We start from the raw sequence: 17,624 nt of genomic DNA on the forward strand, positions 1-17,624 counted from the left end.
ATCATAAAATTCATTATCAAATTATTAATAAATTTAAAGTTTATTGACAAGCAAAATGCCTGTTTTAGCAACAGCTAAATTACTTATTATATCAAGTTCGGTTGTTAGGTCAGCGTATCCTTATATCTGACGCGGGGAGGAGGAGACACGGAGAGATTTTTAGAATAAGTGATTATCCGGTTTTGATATTACTGATTGATGTTGAATTCTTCAAATTGCGTAAATATTATTACTGTTTCCCAGACAGACTTGTTCATAAAATTGACCGGCAATTTCCCAAGTGAATTCGGTTTCTACTAGTTGTCTACCGTTAGTAGAGAGTTGAAATCGGAGTTCTGGCTGTTCAAATAGTTGAGTAATAGCGGCTATGTATTCTGCGGGTTGATTGGCTCGTAAGGCTCGAAGTGGGGTGGTTTCACCATCTACAGCTAGTCCTTCTAAACCGCGATCGCTTGCCACTATCGGTATACCCGCAGCCATAGCTTCTAGAGTTTTATTTTTTATACCAAATCCTGTCCGCATAGGTACTACGCAGATGGTAGATTTGTGTAGATATTCTGCCATTGAAGGGACACGTCCAGTGACATTAATTCCTGGTTGATTTTGCAGTTCTAAAACTTCTGGTGCAGGACGAGAGCCGACAATATCAAAGGTTGTATCTGGATAACTTTTTTGAATTTCTGGTAATACTTCATTGCTGAAAAAACAGACAGCATCAATATTTGCTAAATTATCCATTGCCCCGATAAAAATTATTCTCTGTCCCCCTGGATCTTGGAGACGGTTGGGAAAGGTAACTAAATCTACACCATTAGGAATAACTGCAATTTCCGCATTTTGGTTCAATTGTTGCAGTTGTTGTTTATCTTCGGCTGTGGTAACTACAAGTTTAGAGAATTTAGAACAGTAGTTTTGTTCATAGCGCCGCAACAATGGTAAATTAATTTTGTCTCTGAATTTATTTTCTGATGTGCCTGTTGCTAACTGATTCAGACAAGTACCATAAACAGAACTATGAATATTAACTATGGTTTTTACTTGCTTTTGAAAATGGGGACGGATATAAATTTCGTTGACGCTATGTTCACAGGTAATTACATCACATTTCCCGGCTTTTACAAAGTTGTCTACCCATGTTTGCATTTCCACTGAGTAGCGGTTGAGGACGCTGGGGGGTGTACCTTTTAACAAAAATGTCCCCAAGCGCTGAATTTTCTGCGGTATTCCTGCGGTGGTTCCTGTATCTGGGGGACGCTCAAAAACGACTAAGTTATCTACGCAATCTCGTAAATCTGCTATTTCCGACTCCGTAACATCAGACTCGCGCTGAGTGACTAGGGTGATACTATGGCGTTGACTGAGGTATTTGAGTAGATTAAAGGTTCTGACTTGGGTTCCCCCCCTTGTCGGTGGATAGGGAAAGGTGGAAGATAGTATTAATATTTTCATAAATGTGACCGTGAAGTTTGGTATATTACCGAGTTAAGCAATAACATAATATACTACAATTACTCTCAGTTGGCCGATCTAGATTATGCCTAAAGTTAGTGTTTGTATTCCTACTTATAACCGAGCCAATTTACTTCCTTACGCTGTTAGTAGTGTGTTAGCTCAAACTTACAAAGATTTTGAAATCATCATTTGTGATGATGGTTCTACTGATAATACTGCTCAAATAGTAAGTCAATGGGATGATCCCCGAATTCGCTATATCAGACAACCTGTTAATGGTGGACGTAGTCGTAATATGCGTTCTGGTTTTGAGGCTGCTTGTGGGAATTATTTTATCAAATTTGATGATGATGATGCTATTACTCCGGAATTTTTAGAGAAGACTGTGGCTGTTTTAGATGCTGAACTGAGTGTGGATTTTGTTTGTACAAATCATTGGATTATTAATCAAAATAATGAAAGAATTGAATCAGCAACACAGGAAAATTCTAGTAAGTGGGGAAAGGATAAACTAGAAGCTGGTGTGATTCCTGATTTAGTTAGGGAAACTTTTATTAAGCAAAGTTTACAAGTTGGTTCAACTTTGTTCCGTCGAGATTGTTTGATGGAAGTTGATTATATGCGTCCCCAAGCTGATGGATGTGAGGATTTTGATTTATTGGTGCGTTTGGCTATTGCTGGTAAGCAAGGGTATTTTTTACCTGAATTTTTGATGGAATATCGTTTTCATGGTGGACAAACAAGTTTAAAACAAAATCTGCATTTTCTGTCTGCTAAGGTTTTTTGTATAAGTAGTTACAAGTTTCCTGATGAGGAATTAGAGAAAGTGCGATCGCACAAATTGGCTATTACTCAGCAAGCTTTGGGTTTAAGACTGATTGAAAAGGGTGATACGGTGGAGGGAAGAAGGCTTTTGCAGCAATCAACTCAGGTTTTGGGGAGCGATAAAAAAATCATGTTTGGTTTGATGCTATCTTATTTACCAATCAGTTTACGGAAGTTGGCTTTACAGGTTTTTCGTCAGATTCGTCCCAAGGATTATACTGAGCAGGTGCGAGGAGCAAGTGCTTGATAGATATATCTCGTTCCCAGTCTCAGACTGGGAATGCCATTAAGAGGCTCTGCCTCTACTTTACAAAGAAGTCAGAGCCTTCTAAAATTCATTCCCATACAGAGTATGGGAACGAGAAAAAAGTTAGAGAAGGCTAATTTCTACACCATTCATCAATGATGGTTAACAGTGTTTTTTCACCTAATCCTTTAACGGATTTGACTACATCACGATAATCTTCAAATACCTGCTTTGGTTTTTTGGATCTAGCATCTACTATTGCTTTAGAAATTTTTTCAGCCCCAGGAATTCTAGAGCGTTGTAATCTGATCGCTAACTCGTCTTTTTCCAAAGTATTTAATAAGCTTAGTGGATTAAGTTCCTGTGGAATAATACGCTCAAATTGTTTGAATTTCTCATCTATTCTTTGTCTTTCTTGTGTAAGTTCAGATTTTAGCTCATTGAGTTGTTTCTCAAAGCGTAATTCCAGATTTGTTAGACGTGATGAGTCTAAATTTGTTGTTTCAGATTTAGTGGATGGTTGAGTTACGGTAACTGGTACTTCAATAGTTGCAACTTGCTTTTTTATTAAATCTTCAACTTTTGGTGAGATGATAAAAGCATTAACCATTTCACATTTACGAGGATTTTTTTCTCTTGCTCTAACAGCAGCATAATACTCGAAATCGCCATTAACTACAGTGTAACTCTCTGGTGCAGTTAATTTAACAACCAATGGTTTAATAATTCCTCCAGTTTCTATAATCGAGTCTGCAAGGTTTTCTAAGTCGGATTCGTTAAAATTTGAACGTAGAACATTTGAGGTTACGCTTTTAACATCAACTAATGAAAAATTAATCATTATTCTATCCTCATTTTTTGTAAAACTTCATCTGCTAAAATATCAAATTCCATAGCAGATTTTTGAGCTTCGGTTTTTACTTCTTCTGCATACTTATGAATAGACTTGGGATCAGGATATTCTAATTCACCAACTGATATAGTCTGATTCATGCATTCAGATAGCATGGTTCTATCATAAATCACTGCTTCCATTAAAGGTAGATTGTAATGTTCCGAAATCACACTTCTTTGCTTGGGAAAACTATACTGTAAAAATTTAGAATTGGTTGATATTTTGGAAGATAGGACACCAATCAAATTAATGGAATTTTTTCCTATCATCTCTCTAAATTCATTGACTTCGGCAATAAAGTTCTTAACGCTTAATAATCCTTGATTAGCAAATGGCTTTAAGTCTGATGGAATTATCAGATAATCAGCAGCAACTAATGCGACTTTAGCATATAAATCTCTAGATGGAGGTGTGTCAATAATAACTATATCATATACTTCTTCTACCTTCTTTAACTTAGTAAGTAACCTAGTTTTACTAGCATCAATTTGATTTAGCTTGTATTGTCCTTCGATTAAGTTAATATGTGCAGGAATAACATCTAGTTCAGGATTATTAAAGTAGTCCGATTTACGAATTACATCAGGTATAGAGTAGAAATCACCAGATTCTAGCAGATGATATACGTTACAATCTTGCAAGTTATCATCTTCTTCAAATTGAAATTTGATTAAACCTGTAGCAAAAGTAGTATTTGCTTGAGAATCTAAATCAATCAAAAGTACACTTTTACCTTTTTTTCTCAAAGCCGCAGCAAGATTGACAGCAATTGTTGTTTTACCAACTCCGCCTTTATTGTGGTAGATTGCAATTGTCTTCATAGAATGCTCCTTTATTGGTTCTAAATTCGATACTTGAACTTCTAACTGTTCCTTAAACTGCTGTTTTTTCAAACTCTCCCTACCAATTAAACCCCTAATTTCTGCTATCTTTTTCTCAACATCATTACCATCACATTGAAAAACCAACTGAATATCATCTCGTAACTTTTGATAAATTCTGATTTCCTTTCCGTTAGTTAACAAACCAAAGCGCACATTTAAGCTAGTTAAATAATGCCTAAGTCGCAAAACATGATGATTTAAATTTTGCTTTGGACTTTTTGCCTCCATAACTACACTTAATGGGGAATTGGCATCTAAAATCAAAGGAACGACTTGGACTCCAAATGCCAAAAAGTCTAAACGGATACTACCAACAGCAACTTCTTGATGCCAAGTATCAGGGGTATACCCTAACTGTGGTAGCAAATATTGAACGATAAGTTTGCTTTCAACTTCGCTTTCGTTACGGCACAGTTCAGGGTTAAAAAGCAAGATTCTTTACCTCGAAAAACAGTAATCATTCCCGAAAATCCGCTATGTGGTCGATTATGCCATATTTTGAGTTTATTGAGTTATGAAGATTACTTAAAAATCTGTAGGAAAAGGCAATTAAGCTTAGTATTTTTACGTAAAATTAACATAGCAGCTTATCCAAATAATTCAAAATTTACCAAATTTAAATTTTGGCTAAATTAAGTAATAATACGTAATTTACATCTAGAGCAATCTTTCTGAAAGCTGTACAAATGGACTTTATCTGGGTAATATAGGTGGTTTCCCTTGCCTGGTAAGATATAATCTGACTGCTTGAAGCACTTTTCCACATCCCCCTAAAAGAGTAAATTAACCAAAGTTGAAATCTATTAGATAATATGTACGCTACCTCAATGAGAAAGCGTCAGCAGAGGAATTAACCAATGGGATATGTAATTGCAACTGCAAACATGAAAGGTGGAGTCGGTAAAACCACTCTCACAGTCAATATAGGGACTTGTTTAGCGAAAAATCACGGAAAAAAGGTACTGATTTTAGATTTAGATAGTCAAATTAGCGCTACACTCAGTCTCATGTCACCTGTGGAGTTTGCAAAACGTCGCAAACAAAGAAAGACATTTAGATATTTGATAGATGAAGTTATTAACCCAGAACCTGATGCTAAATTGACAATTCATGATATCATTCAATCTGAAGTTTGCAATCTTCCAGGATTAGATTTGTTACCGGGAGATATTGATTTATATGATGAATTTGTAGTTTCGGAAATGTTGCATAACCAATCTGTTGCTTTGGGTGAGCAAGATTTTGAAACAATTTGGAATCGCTTTGAAAGAGTCTTAGTTAATAACATCTTAAAACCAGTGCGCGATGAATATGATTTTATTCTTTTAGATTGCGCTCCTGGCTATAATCTCATGACTCGTAGTGCTTTGGCTAGTAGTGATTTTTATATTCTTCCAGCGAAACCAGAACCGTTGTCTGTGGTGGGAATTCAACTATTAGAAAGACGCATTGCTCAATTAAAAGACAGTCACGAACATGAAGCAAAGATAAATATCCAAATGTTGGGAATTGTCTTTAGTATGTCCAGTGCAAATCTACTGAATGGTAGATATTATAAACAGGTAATGCACCGAGTTGTGGAAGATTTTGGTGTTGATAAAATTTGTAAAGCACAGATTCCTGTTGATGTAAATGTGGCTAAAGCTGTTGATAGTTTTATGCCGGTTTCTTTACTTAGTCCTAACTCTGCTGGTTCTAAAGCATTTATGCAGTTAACTCAGGAATTGTTGCAGAAATTGTAAGAGGATGTTTTAAAAGTTATCAAGTTTACCTAAAAACCCCTCTCCAAACCTCTCCCCCCACAGGGAGAGAGGCTTTGATTTCTTCTATTTTAGAACTCTCCAGCTAAAGCTGGAACACAACGTTCACAGAGTAAAGGATGTTCTGCTGATTCACCAACATGGGTAGAATAGTTCCAACAGCGATCGCATTTTTGCCCGTCTGCATTCATTACCCCAATATCCCAATTATCCTCACCTTGAACACGCAAGGTTTTCAATCCTTGTAATGCGTCAGGAGTATCTAATAATTCCACCTGAGAGGTAAGGAATAAATACCGTAATTCATCAATTCCGTTACTGCTAATTTTTAAAGGTTCAATAGCATTGCGTAATTTTTGATCAGCGATATAAATTAACGCTTTTGCTTCTAGGGAAGAACCAATAATTTTTTCTACCCTCGCTTGTTCTAAAACCTTATTCACATCAGTGCGAATGCGTCGCAGTGTTTTCCAAAATTCTGCTAATTCGGGATTATCCCATTTATCATCTAACTGCACCCAACCAGCTTGAAACACTGATTTATAGGGTGTTGTGTAAGGGATAAATTGCCAGATATCTTCAGCAGTATGACACAAAACTGGTGCGATCGCTCTGGCTAAATTCTCCAAAGCAATCTGCAACACCGTTTGACAACTACGACGACGGAAAGCATCAGTAGAACTGATATACAATCTATCCTTCGCAACGTCTAAATAGAAATTCGACAAATCCACAACGCAGAAATTCTGCACAGTTTGGAAAAAGCGGAAAAATTGGAAACTATCAAAAGCTTCCGTCACCTCATTAAACACCTCACGAATGCGGTGTAGCATATATTTATCCAAATCTGGTAAATCTTCAAAAGCTACAGCATCCTTTTGAGGATCAAAATCATGTAAACTACCCAACAAAAACCGCGCTGTGTTGCGAATCTTATTTCTGACATCAGCTAATTGTTTAATGATGTTACTTCCTACGCGCTGATCACCAGAATAATCAACCGAAGACACCCACAAACGCAACACATCCGCACCATAAGCAGGTTCTTTTTTCTGATCTTTTCCACCATTAATGATCACATTTGGATCAATCACATTTCCCTCGGATTTACTCATTTTCCGGCCTTGTTCATCCAAGGTAAAACCATGAGTTAATACAATTTTATACGGTGCAATTCCATTTACCGCAACGCTAGTTAATAAAGAAGATTGAAACCATCCCCGATGTTGATCAGAACCTTCCAAATATATATCTACAGGATAAGTTAATTCTGGTCTTTGCTTCGCCACCGCAGCCCAAGAAGAACCAGAATCAAACCACACATCCATTGTATCCTTACCACGGCGGTAAATCTTGCCATTATTGCGATATTGTTCCGGTAACAACTCAGCCACCGACAACTCCCACCAAGCATCAGAACCCTTTTCGGCAAAAATAGCTTGAACGTGGTTAATCGTGTCCGCATTGAGCAAAACTTCCCCAGTTGCTTCATCATAAAACACCGGAATAGGAACACCCCAAGAACGCTGACGAGAGATACACCAATCTGATCTTTCCGCTATCATAGGGGTGATGCGGTTTTCACCTTGGGCGGGAATCCAACGCACAGATGAAATAGCCTTTAAAGCATCTTCCCTAAATCCTGCTACAGAAGCAAACCATTGTTCAGTAGCGCGGAAAATCGTCGGTTTTTTCGTTCTCCAATCATAAGGATACTTGTGAGGATAAGCTTCCTCCTTCAACAGAGAACCCGCTTCACTCAAAGCGTCAATAATCGCTTGATTTCCCTCTCCCAAAACATTCAAGCCAGAAAATTTACCAGCCTCATCTGTAAAATTACCACTATCATCCACCGGCGCAAGAATCGGCAAACCGTAACGCTGACCAACAATGTAGTCCTCTTGGCCATGACCAGGAGCAGTATGCACCAACCCAGTCCCCGACTCAGTAGTGATATAATCACCACCAACCACCACCGGACTTTCACGGTCAAACAAAGGATGACGGTAAGTAGTATGTTCCAAATCCTTACCAGAGAAACGCACCTTCACCGTCAACTCAGCATCCAAAACCGCAGCCAACCGTTCCACCAACTCAGCCGCAACAATCAGATATCTGCATCCTCTCTGTGCCTCCGCGTCTCTGCGTGAGACCTCCACCACCGCATACTCCAGCGCCCCATTCACAGCCACCGCCAAATTACCCGGTATCGTCCAGGGAGTAGTAGTCCACACAGCCACGCCCAAATCAGGCAGGAAGCCATCCAAACTAGCTTTTAACCCTTCGGAAACCTTCTGCACCGGGAAAGCAGTGTAAATACTCCGAGAAACGTGACCTTCAGGATATTCTAACTCCGCTTCAGCCAAAGCGGTTTTAGAACTAGGACTCCAATGCACCGGCTTTAAACCGCGATAGATATAACCTTTGAGGAACATTTCCCCAAAAACGCCAATTTGCGCGGCTTCGTATTCTGGCTTTAAGGTTAAATAAGGATTTTCCCAATCACCCCAAATCCCATAGCGTTTAAAGCCTTCTCGTTGTTCGTCTACGGTTTTTAGTGCGAACTCTTTCGCTTTTTGACGCAATTGCAAAGGAGTGAGATTTTGCCGTTCTGCCTGTTTCATATTTTGCAGAACTTTCAACTCAATTGGCAATCCGTGACAATCCCAACCAGGTACGTAACGAATTTTACGACCTTTTAGCAATTGGTAACGGTTAATAATATCTTTGAGAATCTTATTTAAGGCATGACCAATATGCAACTGGCCGTTAGCATAGGGAGGACCATCGTGCAGTATAAATAATGCGCCAGGGTTGTTTTCTGAGAGTTGAGAATAAATGTTGTTTTCTGCCCAGAATTTTTGGATTTCGGGTTCGCGCTTAATGGCGTTTGCCCGCATATCGAAGTTAGTCTTGGGTAAGTTGACGGTATCTTTGTATTGTCCGGGTTCAGTCACAGTTTCATGCCTAAGATATGTTTGCAGTTATTTGATCAATTATAAGTCGTCGGTTGGGTTGTTCGCGTCAGCGTTGCGGAGCAATGGAACGAAACCCAACAGCAGTTATGGGTATTTTGGGGTTAATGTTGGGTTATGCCTACGGCTCCCGTAAGGGATACACTTCGTTCTACCCAACCTACGGGACTTAGCAAGTATAATCAGGTACTTTTTATTATAAATTAAATATATTATTACTCCTATCACTACGATGAAAAACAACATAGCATTACAGAAAACTGATCAAGGCTGGAAATTTATTGATGAGTCTGAGTTAGAAACCTTTGTTTGGGACAATTTAGAAGAAATATTTCAACTAAAATCCTTAACACGCCAATTATATATCAAAGGAGAGATTTGTGATATTGTGGCAATTGGCAAAAATAATCAACTGACTATTATTGAATTAAAAAATACAGAAGATCGTTACGTTATTAATCAACTGACACGCTATTATGAAAATTTATCAGAAGAACAACCTTTTAAAGATAATGTTGATTACAATCAAGAAATTCGTTTAGTTGCAATATGTCCTAATTTCCATCGTCATAATTTCATAGACAAAAAACATAGTCGTTTAAATTTTGATTTATTTACTTTTTCGATTATATGTAAGCAAAGTGAATTTTATTTTTATTTATCGCACATTGATAACCAATCAGAAGCAAAGCTGATCAAAATCAATTATCAAGAAGTTAATTTACAAAATCAACAAAATGATAATATTCCTGAACCGCCAAGATTATTATTAGATTGGTTAGGGGCATTAACAAGTACAGAATTAGAAAATTTAACACAAATCAGACAGCAGATCTTAAGTTTTGATCAGAGAATAGAAGAAATTATTGTTAATAAAAGTATTGTGTATGCCAGTAAATATGGCAAAGATAAAATGAGACAATGTGCAGAACTTTCATTTGATAGAAAATCAAAGAAGATAATATTATTTTTATGGCTAATTATTCCCAATCGTAAAAATAACACTATTGCTAGAATGCACGTTGATACAACCGAGGAATATCTCACATATTGGCGATATGCTCCTGTAAAATCAGGAAGTATTTTGTGGGAAAAATTCTTTAATAAAATCTTTTATTCCGTGCCAGAAAATTCAGGAAGATTATTTTCAGAAGTTATATATTTAGGACGAGTATACAACAGAATATTTGTTGATGAAACTAAAAATATTGTTAATCGAGCCTTAAAAATATGGCTAGAAAGAATCAATTAAACTAATTTAAATTGTAGGTTGGGTTGAGGAACGAAACCCAACATCACCCGTTGGCATCTTACAATTAATGTTGGGTTTCATTTCATTCAACCCAACCTACTCATTTCCAATATCATCATCAAAAATAATTTCCTCACCCGCACCCCACATCATGTCATACATACCTTGACGCACAGCACGGTGAAAACTGGAATATTCCCAATCCTTTGGTGCTGTTACCAAACCATGTTTCACCGGATTATAATGAATATATTCAACATGATTTTGAAAATCAATTTCATCTCTAATTAAATGTTCCCAAAAACGATATTGCCATATAGCCCGTTGTTTTTTATTTTTTCTAGATATAGATATATTTTCTGGTGATATAGTTTCACATTTACGACTAAAATAACTTTTAATTAACCGCCAACGAGTTGAAAAATCCTGATCATTTTCTGGTAACGTCCAAATACAGTGGAGATGATCAGGTAAAATAACAACAGCATCTATAATAAATGGATGTTTCTGCATTACATAACCAAAAGCTTCTCTTAATAAAGAAACATTTTTTGGTAAACATAATATTTTTTGTCTTTTCTCTGTCACGACTGTAAAAAAGTATGTTCCTCCTGCCACTTTGGCGCGGCGATATTCCATACTATAAATATCCTGTGATTAAAGTTGTGTTTTATAAACTTGATTTTACCCCGTAGGTTGGGTTGACGCAAGGAAACCCAACATTAATTATAAAGCGAAGCATAACCCGACATTAATTATAATATGTCGGTGGGTGGTGTTGGGTTATGCCTACGGCTCCCGTAAGGGATACACTTTGTTCTACCCAACCTACAGGAGTTGCAGTGTGGGTATATCCTATTTTAAAATGGAAGCTAGTAACAATTGCCAGAATCATGATTAACCCGCAAATTTTAGAAGCTATCAAAGAAATGCCTAATGTCGAAAGATTAGAAGTAATTGAATTTGCCTTAAAACTCATGCGTGAAGAAATGCAAAATCCTAAAAAACTCAGCTTAACTGCTGCTGCGGAAATTATGCGTTCCTATTATGAAACAGAAAGCAGTTTAACAGAATTTGCCGATACTTGTAATGAATATTTTTATGAGTATCAAGATTATGCGTAGAGGTGAAATCTGGCTGTATAAAGCTGATCCTACAGTAGGGGATGAAATTAGCAAAACGCGACCTTGTATTATTGTTAATAATGATGATATAGGTACTTTACGCTTAAAGGTTATTGTACCTATTACCGGCTGGAACGAAGTTTTTGCACAAGTACCTTGGATGATACGTATTGAACCAACAGCAGAGAATAATTTAAGCAAATTATCCACAGCAGATACTTTTCAAATTCGTTCAGTTTCTCAACAACGACTAATTAAACAAGTGGGAACTGTTTCCGAAGAAATTATGAAGGAAATTAGTAATGCTTTAGCTATTGTTTTGAATATTAAATGACTAAAAATATACCCCAATTACTAGACGTAGTAGCATTAACAGTTGATTTACCTGAATATAACTTATTGCGTGGTCAAGTTGGTACAATAGTGGAATCACTAGCTGATGGTACTATATTTGAAGTAGAATTTAGTGATAGTAATGGACAAACATATCAATTTGTTGGTTTACGTCCAGAACAAATGATGGTCTTACATTTTGAACCAACATCCCCTAATTTAGTACCGGAAATGGTTACAGTGTAAGTAATTTTTTGGTTGGGTTATGCATACGGCTCCCGTAAGGGATACACTTCGTTCTACCCAACCTACGAAATATTAAAAGTTATAGACAATGAGTAAAAAACCCGCCAGAGTGTAGAGAAAAATGGCGGGTTTATTGATAGATTTCAATGCAGTAGTACTACAAAGCAAAAATCCTAGACCTTAACTGGCTGCTTGGTTTCTGTAGCCTGGTAAGGATTGTTATTGTTAATAGGTTGTGGTTCTACAAAAGCTTCTCGACCTGTAATCAATCGAGAACGACGATTACGACTAATATAATTCCATGCCCACTGAAATACAACTAATAATTTAGTATCAAACTCGATTAAGAAGTAGATGTGAATTAATAGCCAAAATACCCAAGCAATGAAACCTGTGAGTTTGATAAAGCCTAAATCTACAACAGCTAAATTTTGCCCAATCATTGCCAAACTACCCACATCGGTGTAATGAAATTCTGGCAAAGTATGACCGTGAAGCCGTAGTTGAATCAGTCCACCGACATACTCTCCTTGTTGTTTAGCTACGGGTGCAACACCAGGTAAAGGTTTACCAGTTTGATGGGAGAAGTTAGCTAAATCTCCAATTACGAAAATGTTTTTATAACCCTTGATAGTCAAGTTTGGTTCTACAATTACGCGACCAGCGTGATCACACTCTACATTTGCACGTGCTTCTAGAATTTTCCCCATTGGTGAACCCTGAACACCTGCTGACCACAATATAGTTTTTGAGGCAATTTCTTGAACTTCATTACCTTGTTTGAAAGTAACAATGTCATTTTCAATATTTGTCACCCTGGTTTTAGTGTGGATAACCACACCCAACTTTTGCAAAGATACTTCTGCTACTGCGGATAACTCTGGTGCAATGTGTGGGAGAATGCGATCGCCCCCTTGCAATAGTACAACCTTTGTTTCTGAAGTGTTGATGTTGCGGAAATCATCTTGCAGGGTTTTGTATGCCAACTCAGCGATCGCACCTGCCAATTCTACACCTGTTGGACCACCCCCCACAAGCACAAAAGTCAACAAAGCACGGCGTTTTTCGGGATCAGTTTCATTTTCTGCTGCTTCAAATGCCGAAAATATGCGGCTACGCATTTCTATGGCATCTTCCACGGTTTTCAAGCCAGGAGCAAATTCTTTCCAGTTATCCTTACCAAAATAGGAATGGTTAGCACCTGTGGCAACGATTAATGTATCATAATGGACTACTTGATCAGCAAGAATAACTTGTTGCTTTTTTGGATCAATATCCTTTACTTCTCCCAGCAACACTTTTGTATTCTTGCTTTTGCTGAATACAGATCGCAATGGTGCAGAAATATCAGCAGGAGATAGCGTACCTGTGGCAACTTGATATAAAAGCGGCTGAAATAGGTGAAAGTTACGTTTATCAATGAGAGTAACATTTACATTTGCGTTAGCAAGAGCCTTTGCTGTATACAGTCCACCAAAGCCACCACCAACGATAACAACCTGATGTGGTGCATTCTTCTCACGTGAAACTGCCATAAACCATATTTCCTTTTGTTAAGAGACGTGTAACCTTTCTTAACAAAGATGTAACAAAATTATAATGTATTTTGCCGTTTATTTAGAACTATTGAAAAAATAATAAAAGTAGTTAAAGTTACTAATCGGTCATTATTAAAAGGAAATAGGCTGGAAATTAATGTTGGGTTTTCTCAACCCAACCTACAATTTTTTTTGGTTTGGATGGTTTACAATCTATAGAGTAAGTCAACATCAATTTCTGATACCAACCCTAAACTTATCACCAAAATAAAATTAGAACAGTATCTAGATTTTTGCTTGCGATAAAAACAGCAAATTCGCCAACTTATAAAATATTCGCGCACCCACATTACCATCCCACTCAGCATCACCTACTTCGCAGACATCAAAACCAATAATCTTTCGGCCACTATTCACCAATTCTCGGAATAAACAATAAGCTTGTTCTAATTCCAATCCCCCTGGAACTGGTGTACCTGTATGGGGACAAAGTTTAGGATCTAAACCATCGACATCAAAACTAATGTACACATTTTCTGGTAAATGACTAATTATTTCTTGACATAAACTAATCCAAGTCATTCCCGAATATAACTTTTGTTTAATTGCCGATTCATAATAAGCAATAATGCGCTCATTTGAGTTGTTAATTATATCTACTTCATCTTGACAAATATCTCGTATAGCCACTTGTACTAATTTAGAAATTTGCGGTATTTTCATTGCATTGAACATGATAGATGCATGGGAAAATTCAAATTCCTCATAGGCATCGCGTAAATCTGCGTGTGCATCAATATGCAAAATACCATAATTCTCATATTTAGTGGCTAAGGCTTGGAAATACCCCAATGGTGAACTATGATCACCACCAATCACAGCGACTTGCTTACCCTGATTTATCGCTGTTTGACATTGGGTAAATAGCCATTCATTAACCTGTTCACCTGCTTGATTAATTGCTGTTAGCACAGGGGTTAAATCTGGTGTATCTGTCAGTGCTTTCCCTTCTGCTTGTCGTTCGATAATTTTAGCTGCTTCCTGACGGTAGTAGTTATTTTTTTCTAAAATATCTTGGGGAATTTCTAGCATAAAAATTCCCTGTTTCCAGCCATCAGGATGATCAAAATCGAATAAATCTATTTGCAGTGAAGCATCAAGAATTCTCTGTGGTCCGTTGGCTGTTCCAGCACCGTAAGAAACGGTAACTTCCCAAGGTACAGCAAAGACAATTAAGTTTGCAGAATCATAATCAAATGGTAAACCCAATAGATTCCCATTAATTTCAGCTATCCCGCTGGGATTGTAGTCTTGGAGTTGATTATTCATTGCTCATGTTCTAGATTTACATCAGCAGAGAAAACGCTGCTTGGCTAACATTTGCATTGTAGCAGCATAGACTATTAATCAACTTAAAATCGCCAATATCTATAATTAGGTTTTTGGGTATTACCCACTCTACAATTATTGTACCAAGTGCAAGAGGTGATTTATAAAACACTACTAAGTGTAGTTACTGATTATTATACTGATTATTAGAAAAAAGGTTTGGGAGTAAACCAAACCTCTATAATTGCTGTGCTTAACAACGTACTAAATTAATTTAGTTCTAGTCTGCTTGCAGATCATCTTCCTAGAGGATGTGTCCAAATACCCCAAAAACTGATAAGCTATTCTTTTGTATAAAAATACATAAGTATATGCTTTAGGCATGAAAAAGGCTTGGTGTTAGTCCAAGCCTTTGTATATACCAGGTGTTTACCATATATAGCTAATTTAACCTCTCTTTTGATGTGCTTCATCTCTCTATAAGGTGTGTACAAATTTTCTAAAAGCTGCTATTTAGTATCACTCTAACTTCAATTTTAGAAAAATTTTTATGTCGTAAATAGTGCTAATAGCAGCTAACTATACCTTTTTTGATTTTAAATTTCGGATATTTGCTTGTTGAATAATTGCCAGATAAGCTTTTCGGCGTTCCATCTGTCGTAATCATTTTTCAAATTGCTAATTGTATTACATACGAAAAAGGCTTGGTTCAGAACCAAGCCTATATATATACCAAGTGTTTACCATATCTAGTTAATTTAGACTGACTTCAACTATACGACATCTACCTATAGGATGTATACAAAATTTATAGAACCTGTTAAGGATTTCTTTGAGGACAGCTAACTAAAAATATCTCTTCATCTTCAATAAATTCTAGATGAGATTACCCAGGGTTGTCTAAAGATGATGCTTACTTAAAATCAAGGCTAAGTGCAATAGTAAGTCTTGAATAAAAATAGAAAACAATACCATAACTGAGCCAATTTATTGAGTATACCAATATTCTCAATATCGTTATTGCGGTCTAATTGTTAAGTTAATAAAAAAGGTTTAGCGCTCGGCTAAACCTCCATAGAAAGCAGTTATTTCGACACACCAAAATTAATTTACTTCTATTATTTTTTATAGTCATCTTCCTTGAGTGGGTATCTAATTATTCCTAAATATGATAGTGAGTACACTTTTTACAAATTGATCTAAATCTACTACCAAAAGAAAGATTAAAAATCAAAATGAGCAGCTTTTAAAATAATATTATCACTAAGTTATAAATTAGTATAATTTAGTCGTAATCATTTGGCAGTCTATTAGTTCAAATGGTAGATTATATATGGATTTGGGATGATGGAGATCCTAAAGAAGAAGTATCTATTTTCAATAAATTGCAATAAATATTACATGGAATATGGTAACTATATTAAGTAATACTTCTGTATAGTATTGTTACTAAAAGCTTATACCAAGATATTTAGTGACAGAATTATGGATGACGAAATTTTGTGTATCTACTCGTAACGGTTTTTGCTACTGTGGAAAATTACAACAGCAAGTTGCCTGAAGGTATATGATTAAAATAAGTTTTAATTAAAGGATTTTGGGAAAGACTTAATGCTATTTTAATGACAGCTTTTACCTCTACTTTAGATTTAGCATTGTGGGTATGAGGTGTGGGTAAATAAGACTTTAGATCCATTAGTAAGTCCTATTGAGCATAAACCAGTAAACTTTTTGAGTGAGAGAAGACAAAAAATGAAGCGGTTTTTAACAAGTATTTTCATGCTGACAACTTTGTTAATTGCACCTAGTTGTTCCTCAGAAAATCAATCTAGTGAAGTAAAAGTTTCACCTAGTATGAAAATGAATAATGAAAAAAATTCCATGAGTGAACATGAGGGACATTCAATGGAACATATAAATCAGGAAAATAACTCAAAAACGACTACAAAAGCTAAGTTGACTGCACCTAAAAATCTAGTTCCCAATCAGCCTATTAATCTAGTCATAGATATTCAAGATTCCGCTGGAAAACCAGTTACTAAATTTGACAATTTCCAGGAAAAGCTAATGCATTTAATTGTAGTTAGCAATGATTTGAGATTTTTCGAGCATATTCATCCAGAATATCAAGAGAATGGCAGCTTTAAAGTCAGTCCTAAATTTCCAGAATCTGGAGAATATACCATATTTAGTGATTATAAACCAGCGGAACAAAAAGAGAGAGTATCTTTAATGAATATCTCTATTCCTGGTTCAGTTCCCCTGCCAAAAAGTTTAGAAAAATTTCAAAAAAGCCAAACTATATCTAACACCAAAATTAATCTCGATGTTTCTGAAAAAAACATCAAACCCGGAAAAGATATTACTCTTAAATTTGATTTAAAAGACAGCAATAATCAACCAATTAAAGACTTACAGCCATATTTAGGAGAGAAAGGACATTTAGTAATTATCAAAAGTTCCTCACCTCTGACAGCAGCAGATTATATCCACGCTCATGCACTCAAAAATACCACGAATGGAGCAATCGAATTTAAAACCAAATTACCCCAAAAAGGAACCTATAAAATGTGGATGCAGTTTAACCGCAATGGAAAAGTTAATACTGCTGACTTTTGGGTAAATGCAGAATAGACTTAACCCCCCAAATTCTGCTGTATAGCAGGAGTCAGGAGTCAGGAGTCAGGAGTCAGGAGTCAGGAGTCAGGAGTCAGGAGTCAGGAGTCAGGAGTCAGGAGTCAGGAGTCAGGAGTCAGGAGTCAGG

General features: G+C 36.5%; 15 protein-coding genes. 7 read left to right on the top strand and 8 right to left on the bottom strand.

Annotation, left to right across the window (positions count from 1 at the left end; genetic code table 11):
* Window positions 1–210 precede the first annotated feature (210 nt).
* The gene (locus H6G68_RS20165; protein ID WP_190908235.1) at window positions 211–1,449 is read right to left on the bottom strand and encodes a glycosyltransferase family 4 protein; all 1,239 of its coding nucleotides are present in this window, start codon (window positions 1,447–1,449) and stop codon (window positions 211–213) included.
* Window positions 1,450–1,534: 85 nt separating this feature from the next.
* On the opposite strand from H6G68_RS20165, the gene H6G68_RS20170 reads away from it, so the two are divergent.
* Window positions 1,535–2,524 carry a glycosyltransferase family 2 protein gene (locus tag H6G68_RS20170; protein ID WP_190908236.1) on the top strand — a complete coding sequence of 330 codons (990 nt, stop codon included), beginning with the start codon at window positions 1,535–1,537 and terminating at the stop codon, window positions 2,522–2,524.
* A gap of 133 nt (window positions 2,525–2,657) precedes the next feature.
* Here H6G68_RS20170 and H6G68_RS20175 read toward each other — a convergent pair whose 3' ends face one another.
* Both H6G68_RS20175 and H6G68_RS27325 read right to left on the bottom strand, forming a co-directional pair.
* A complete protein-coding gene (locus tag H6G68_RS20175; RefSeq protein WP_190908237.1) occupies window positions 2,658–3,365 on the bottom strand; it encodes a ParB N-terminal domain-containing protein in 708 nt (235 codons plus the stop codon).
* Window positions 3,365–4,735: an AAA family ATPase gene (locus tag H6G68_RS27325; RefSeq protein WP_190908238.1), complete on the bottom strand. Its 1,371-nt coding sequence runs from the start codon at window positions 4,733–4,735 to the stop codon at window positions 3,365–3,367. Before H6G68_RS27325 ends, H6G68_RS20175 begins: the two co-directional genes overlap by 1 nt.
* A 425-nt stretch (window positions 4,736–5,160) precedes the next feature.
* Here H6G68_RS27325 and H6G68_RS20185 point away from each other — a divergent pair, with 425 nt between their 5' ends.
* On the top strand, window positions 5,161–6,045 hold the full coding sequence (locus H6G68_RS20185; protein ID WP_190908239.1) for a ParA family protein: 885 nt from the start codon (window positions 5,161–5,163) through the stop codon (window positions 6,043–6,045).
* An 89-nt stretch (window positions 6,046–6,134) separates the two neighbouring features.
* On the opposite strand, the gene ileS is transcribed toward H6G68_RS20185, so the two are convergent.
* Window positions 6,135–9,020 carry an isoleucine--tRNA ligase gene (ileS, locus tag H6G68_RS20190; protein ID WP_190908240.1) on the bottom strand — a complete coding sequence of 962 codons (2,886 nt, stop codon included), beginning with the start codon at window positions 9,018–9,020 and terminating at the stop codon, window positions 6,135–6,137.
* Between the two features lie 250 nt (window positions 9,021–9,270).
* Between ileS and H6G68_RS20195 the strand changes: the two genes are divergently transcribed.
* Complete coding sequence (locus tag H6G68_RS20195; RefSeq protein WP_190908241.1) at window positions 9,271–10,290, top strand: recombinase RecB; 1,020 nt, start codon at window positions 9,271–9,273, stop codon at window positions 10,288–10,290.
* Between the two features lie 96 nt (window positions 10,291–10,386).
* Here H6G68_RS20195 and H6G68_RS20200 read toward each other — a convergent pair whose 3' ends face one another.
* Window positions 10,387–10,929 (bottom strand): REP-associated tyrosine transposase, encoded by a 543-nt coding sequence (locus H6G68_RS20200; protein ID WP_190908242.1) that lies wholly within the window; start codon window positions 10,927–10,929, stop codon window positions 10,387–10,389.
* A gap of 146 nt (window positions 10,930–11,075) precedes the next feature.
* Here H6G68_RS20200 and H6G68_RS20205 point away from each other — a divergent pair, with 146 nt between their 5' ends.
* Genes H6G68_RS20205 through H6G68_RS20215 form a run of 3 tightly spaced genes read left to right on the top strand, consistent with a single transcriptional unit; the run spans window position 11,076 to window position 11,993 of the window.
* Window positions 11,076–11,414, top strand: a complete 339-nt coding sequence (locus H6G68_RS20205; protein WP_242045333.1) for a hypothetical protein — start codon at window positions 11,076–11,078, stop codon at window positions 11,412–11,414.
* Window positions 11,407–11,748: a type II toxin-antitoxin system PemK/MazF family toxin gene (locus tag H6G68_RS20210; protein ID WP_190908243.1), complete on the top strand. Its 342-nt coding sequence runs from the start codon at window positions 11,407–11,409 to the stop codon at window positions 11,746–11,748. The genes H6G68_RS20205 and H6G68_RS20210 overlap by 8 nt, the downstream gene beginning before the upstream one ends.
* Window positions 11,745–11,993, top strand: coding sequence for a DUF4926 domain-containing protein (locus H6G68_RS20215; RefSeq protein ID WP_190908244.1), 249 nt, complete (start codon window positions 11,745–11,747; stop codon window positions 11,991–11,993). Before H6G68_RS20210 ends, H6G68_RS20215 begins: the two co-directional genes overlap by 4 nt.
* 173 nt (window positions 11,994–12,166) lie before the next feature.
* Here H6G68_RS20215 and H6G68_RS20220 read toward each other — a convergent pair whose 3' ends face one another.
* From H6G68_RS20220 to H6G68_RS20230, 3 genes are all read right to left on the bottom strand, one after another.
* Window positions 12,167–13,528, bottom strand: a complete 1,362-nt coding sequence (locus H6G68_RS20220; RefSeq protein WP_190908245.1) for an NAD(P)/FAD-dependent oxidoreductase — start codon at window positions 13,526–13,528, stop codon at window positions 12,167–12,169.
* Window positions 13,529–13,816: 288 nt separating this feature from the next.
* Entirely contained in the window at window positions 13,817–14,860 is a 1,044-nt protein-coding gene (gene speB, locus H6G68_RS20225) for an agmatinase SpeB (RefSeq protein WP_190908246.1), read from the bottom strand.
* A 1,540-nt stretch (window positions 14,861–16,400) separates the two neighbouring features.
* Window positions 16,401–16,556, bottom strand: coding sequence for a hypothetical protein (locus tag H6G68_RS20230; RefSeq protein ID WP_190908247.1), 156 nt, complete (start codon window positions 16,554–16,556; stop codon window positions 16,401–16,403).
* A gap of 56 nt (window positions 16,557–16,612) precedes the next feature.
* Between H6G68_RS20230 and H6G68_RS20235 the strand changes: the two genes are divergently transcribed.
* Window positions 16,613–17,494 (top strand): hypothetical protein, encoded by an 882-nt coding sequence (locus tag H6G68_RS20235; RefSeq protein WP_190908248.1) that lies wholly within the window; start codon window positions 16,613–16,615, stop codon window positions 17,492–17,494.
* Window positions 17,495–17,624 lie beyond the last annotated feature (130 nt).

This window comes from Anabaena catenula FACHB-362 (assembly GCF_014698735.1).
In the GTDB taxonomy this organism is placed as follows: domain Bacteria; phylum Cyanobacteriota; class Cyanobacteriia; order Cyanobacteriales; family Nostocaceae; genus Anabaena; species Anabaena variabilis_A.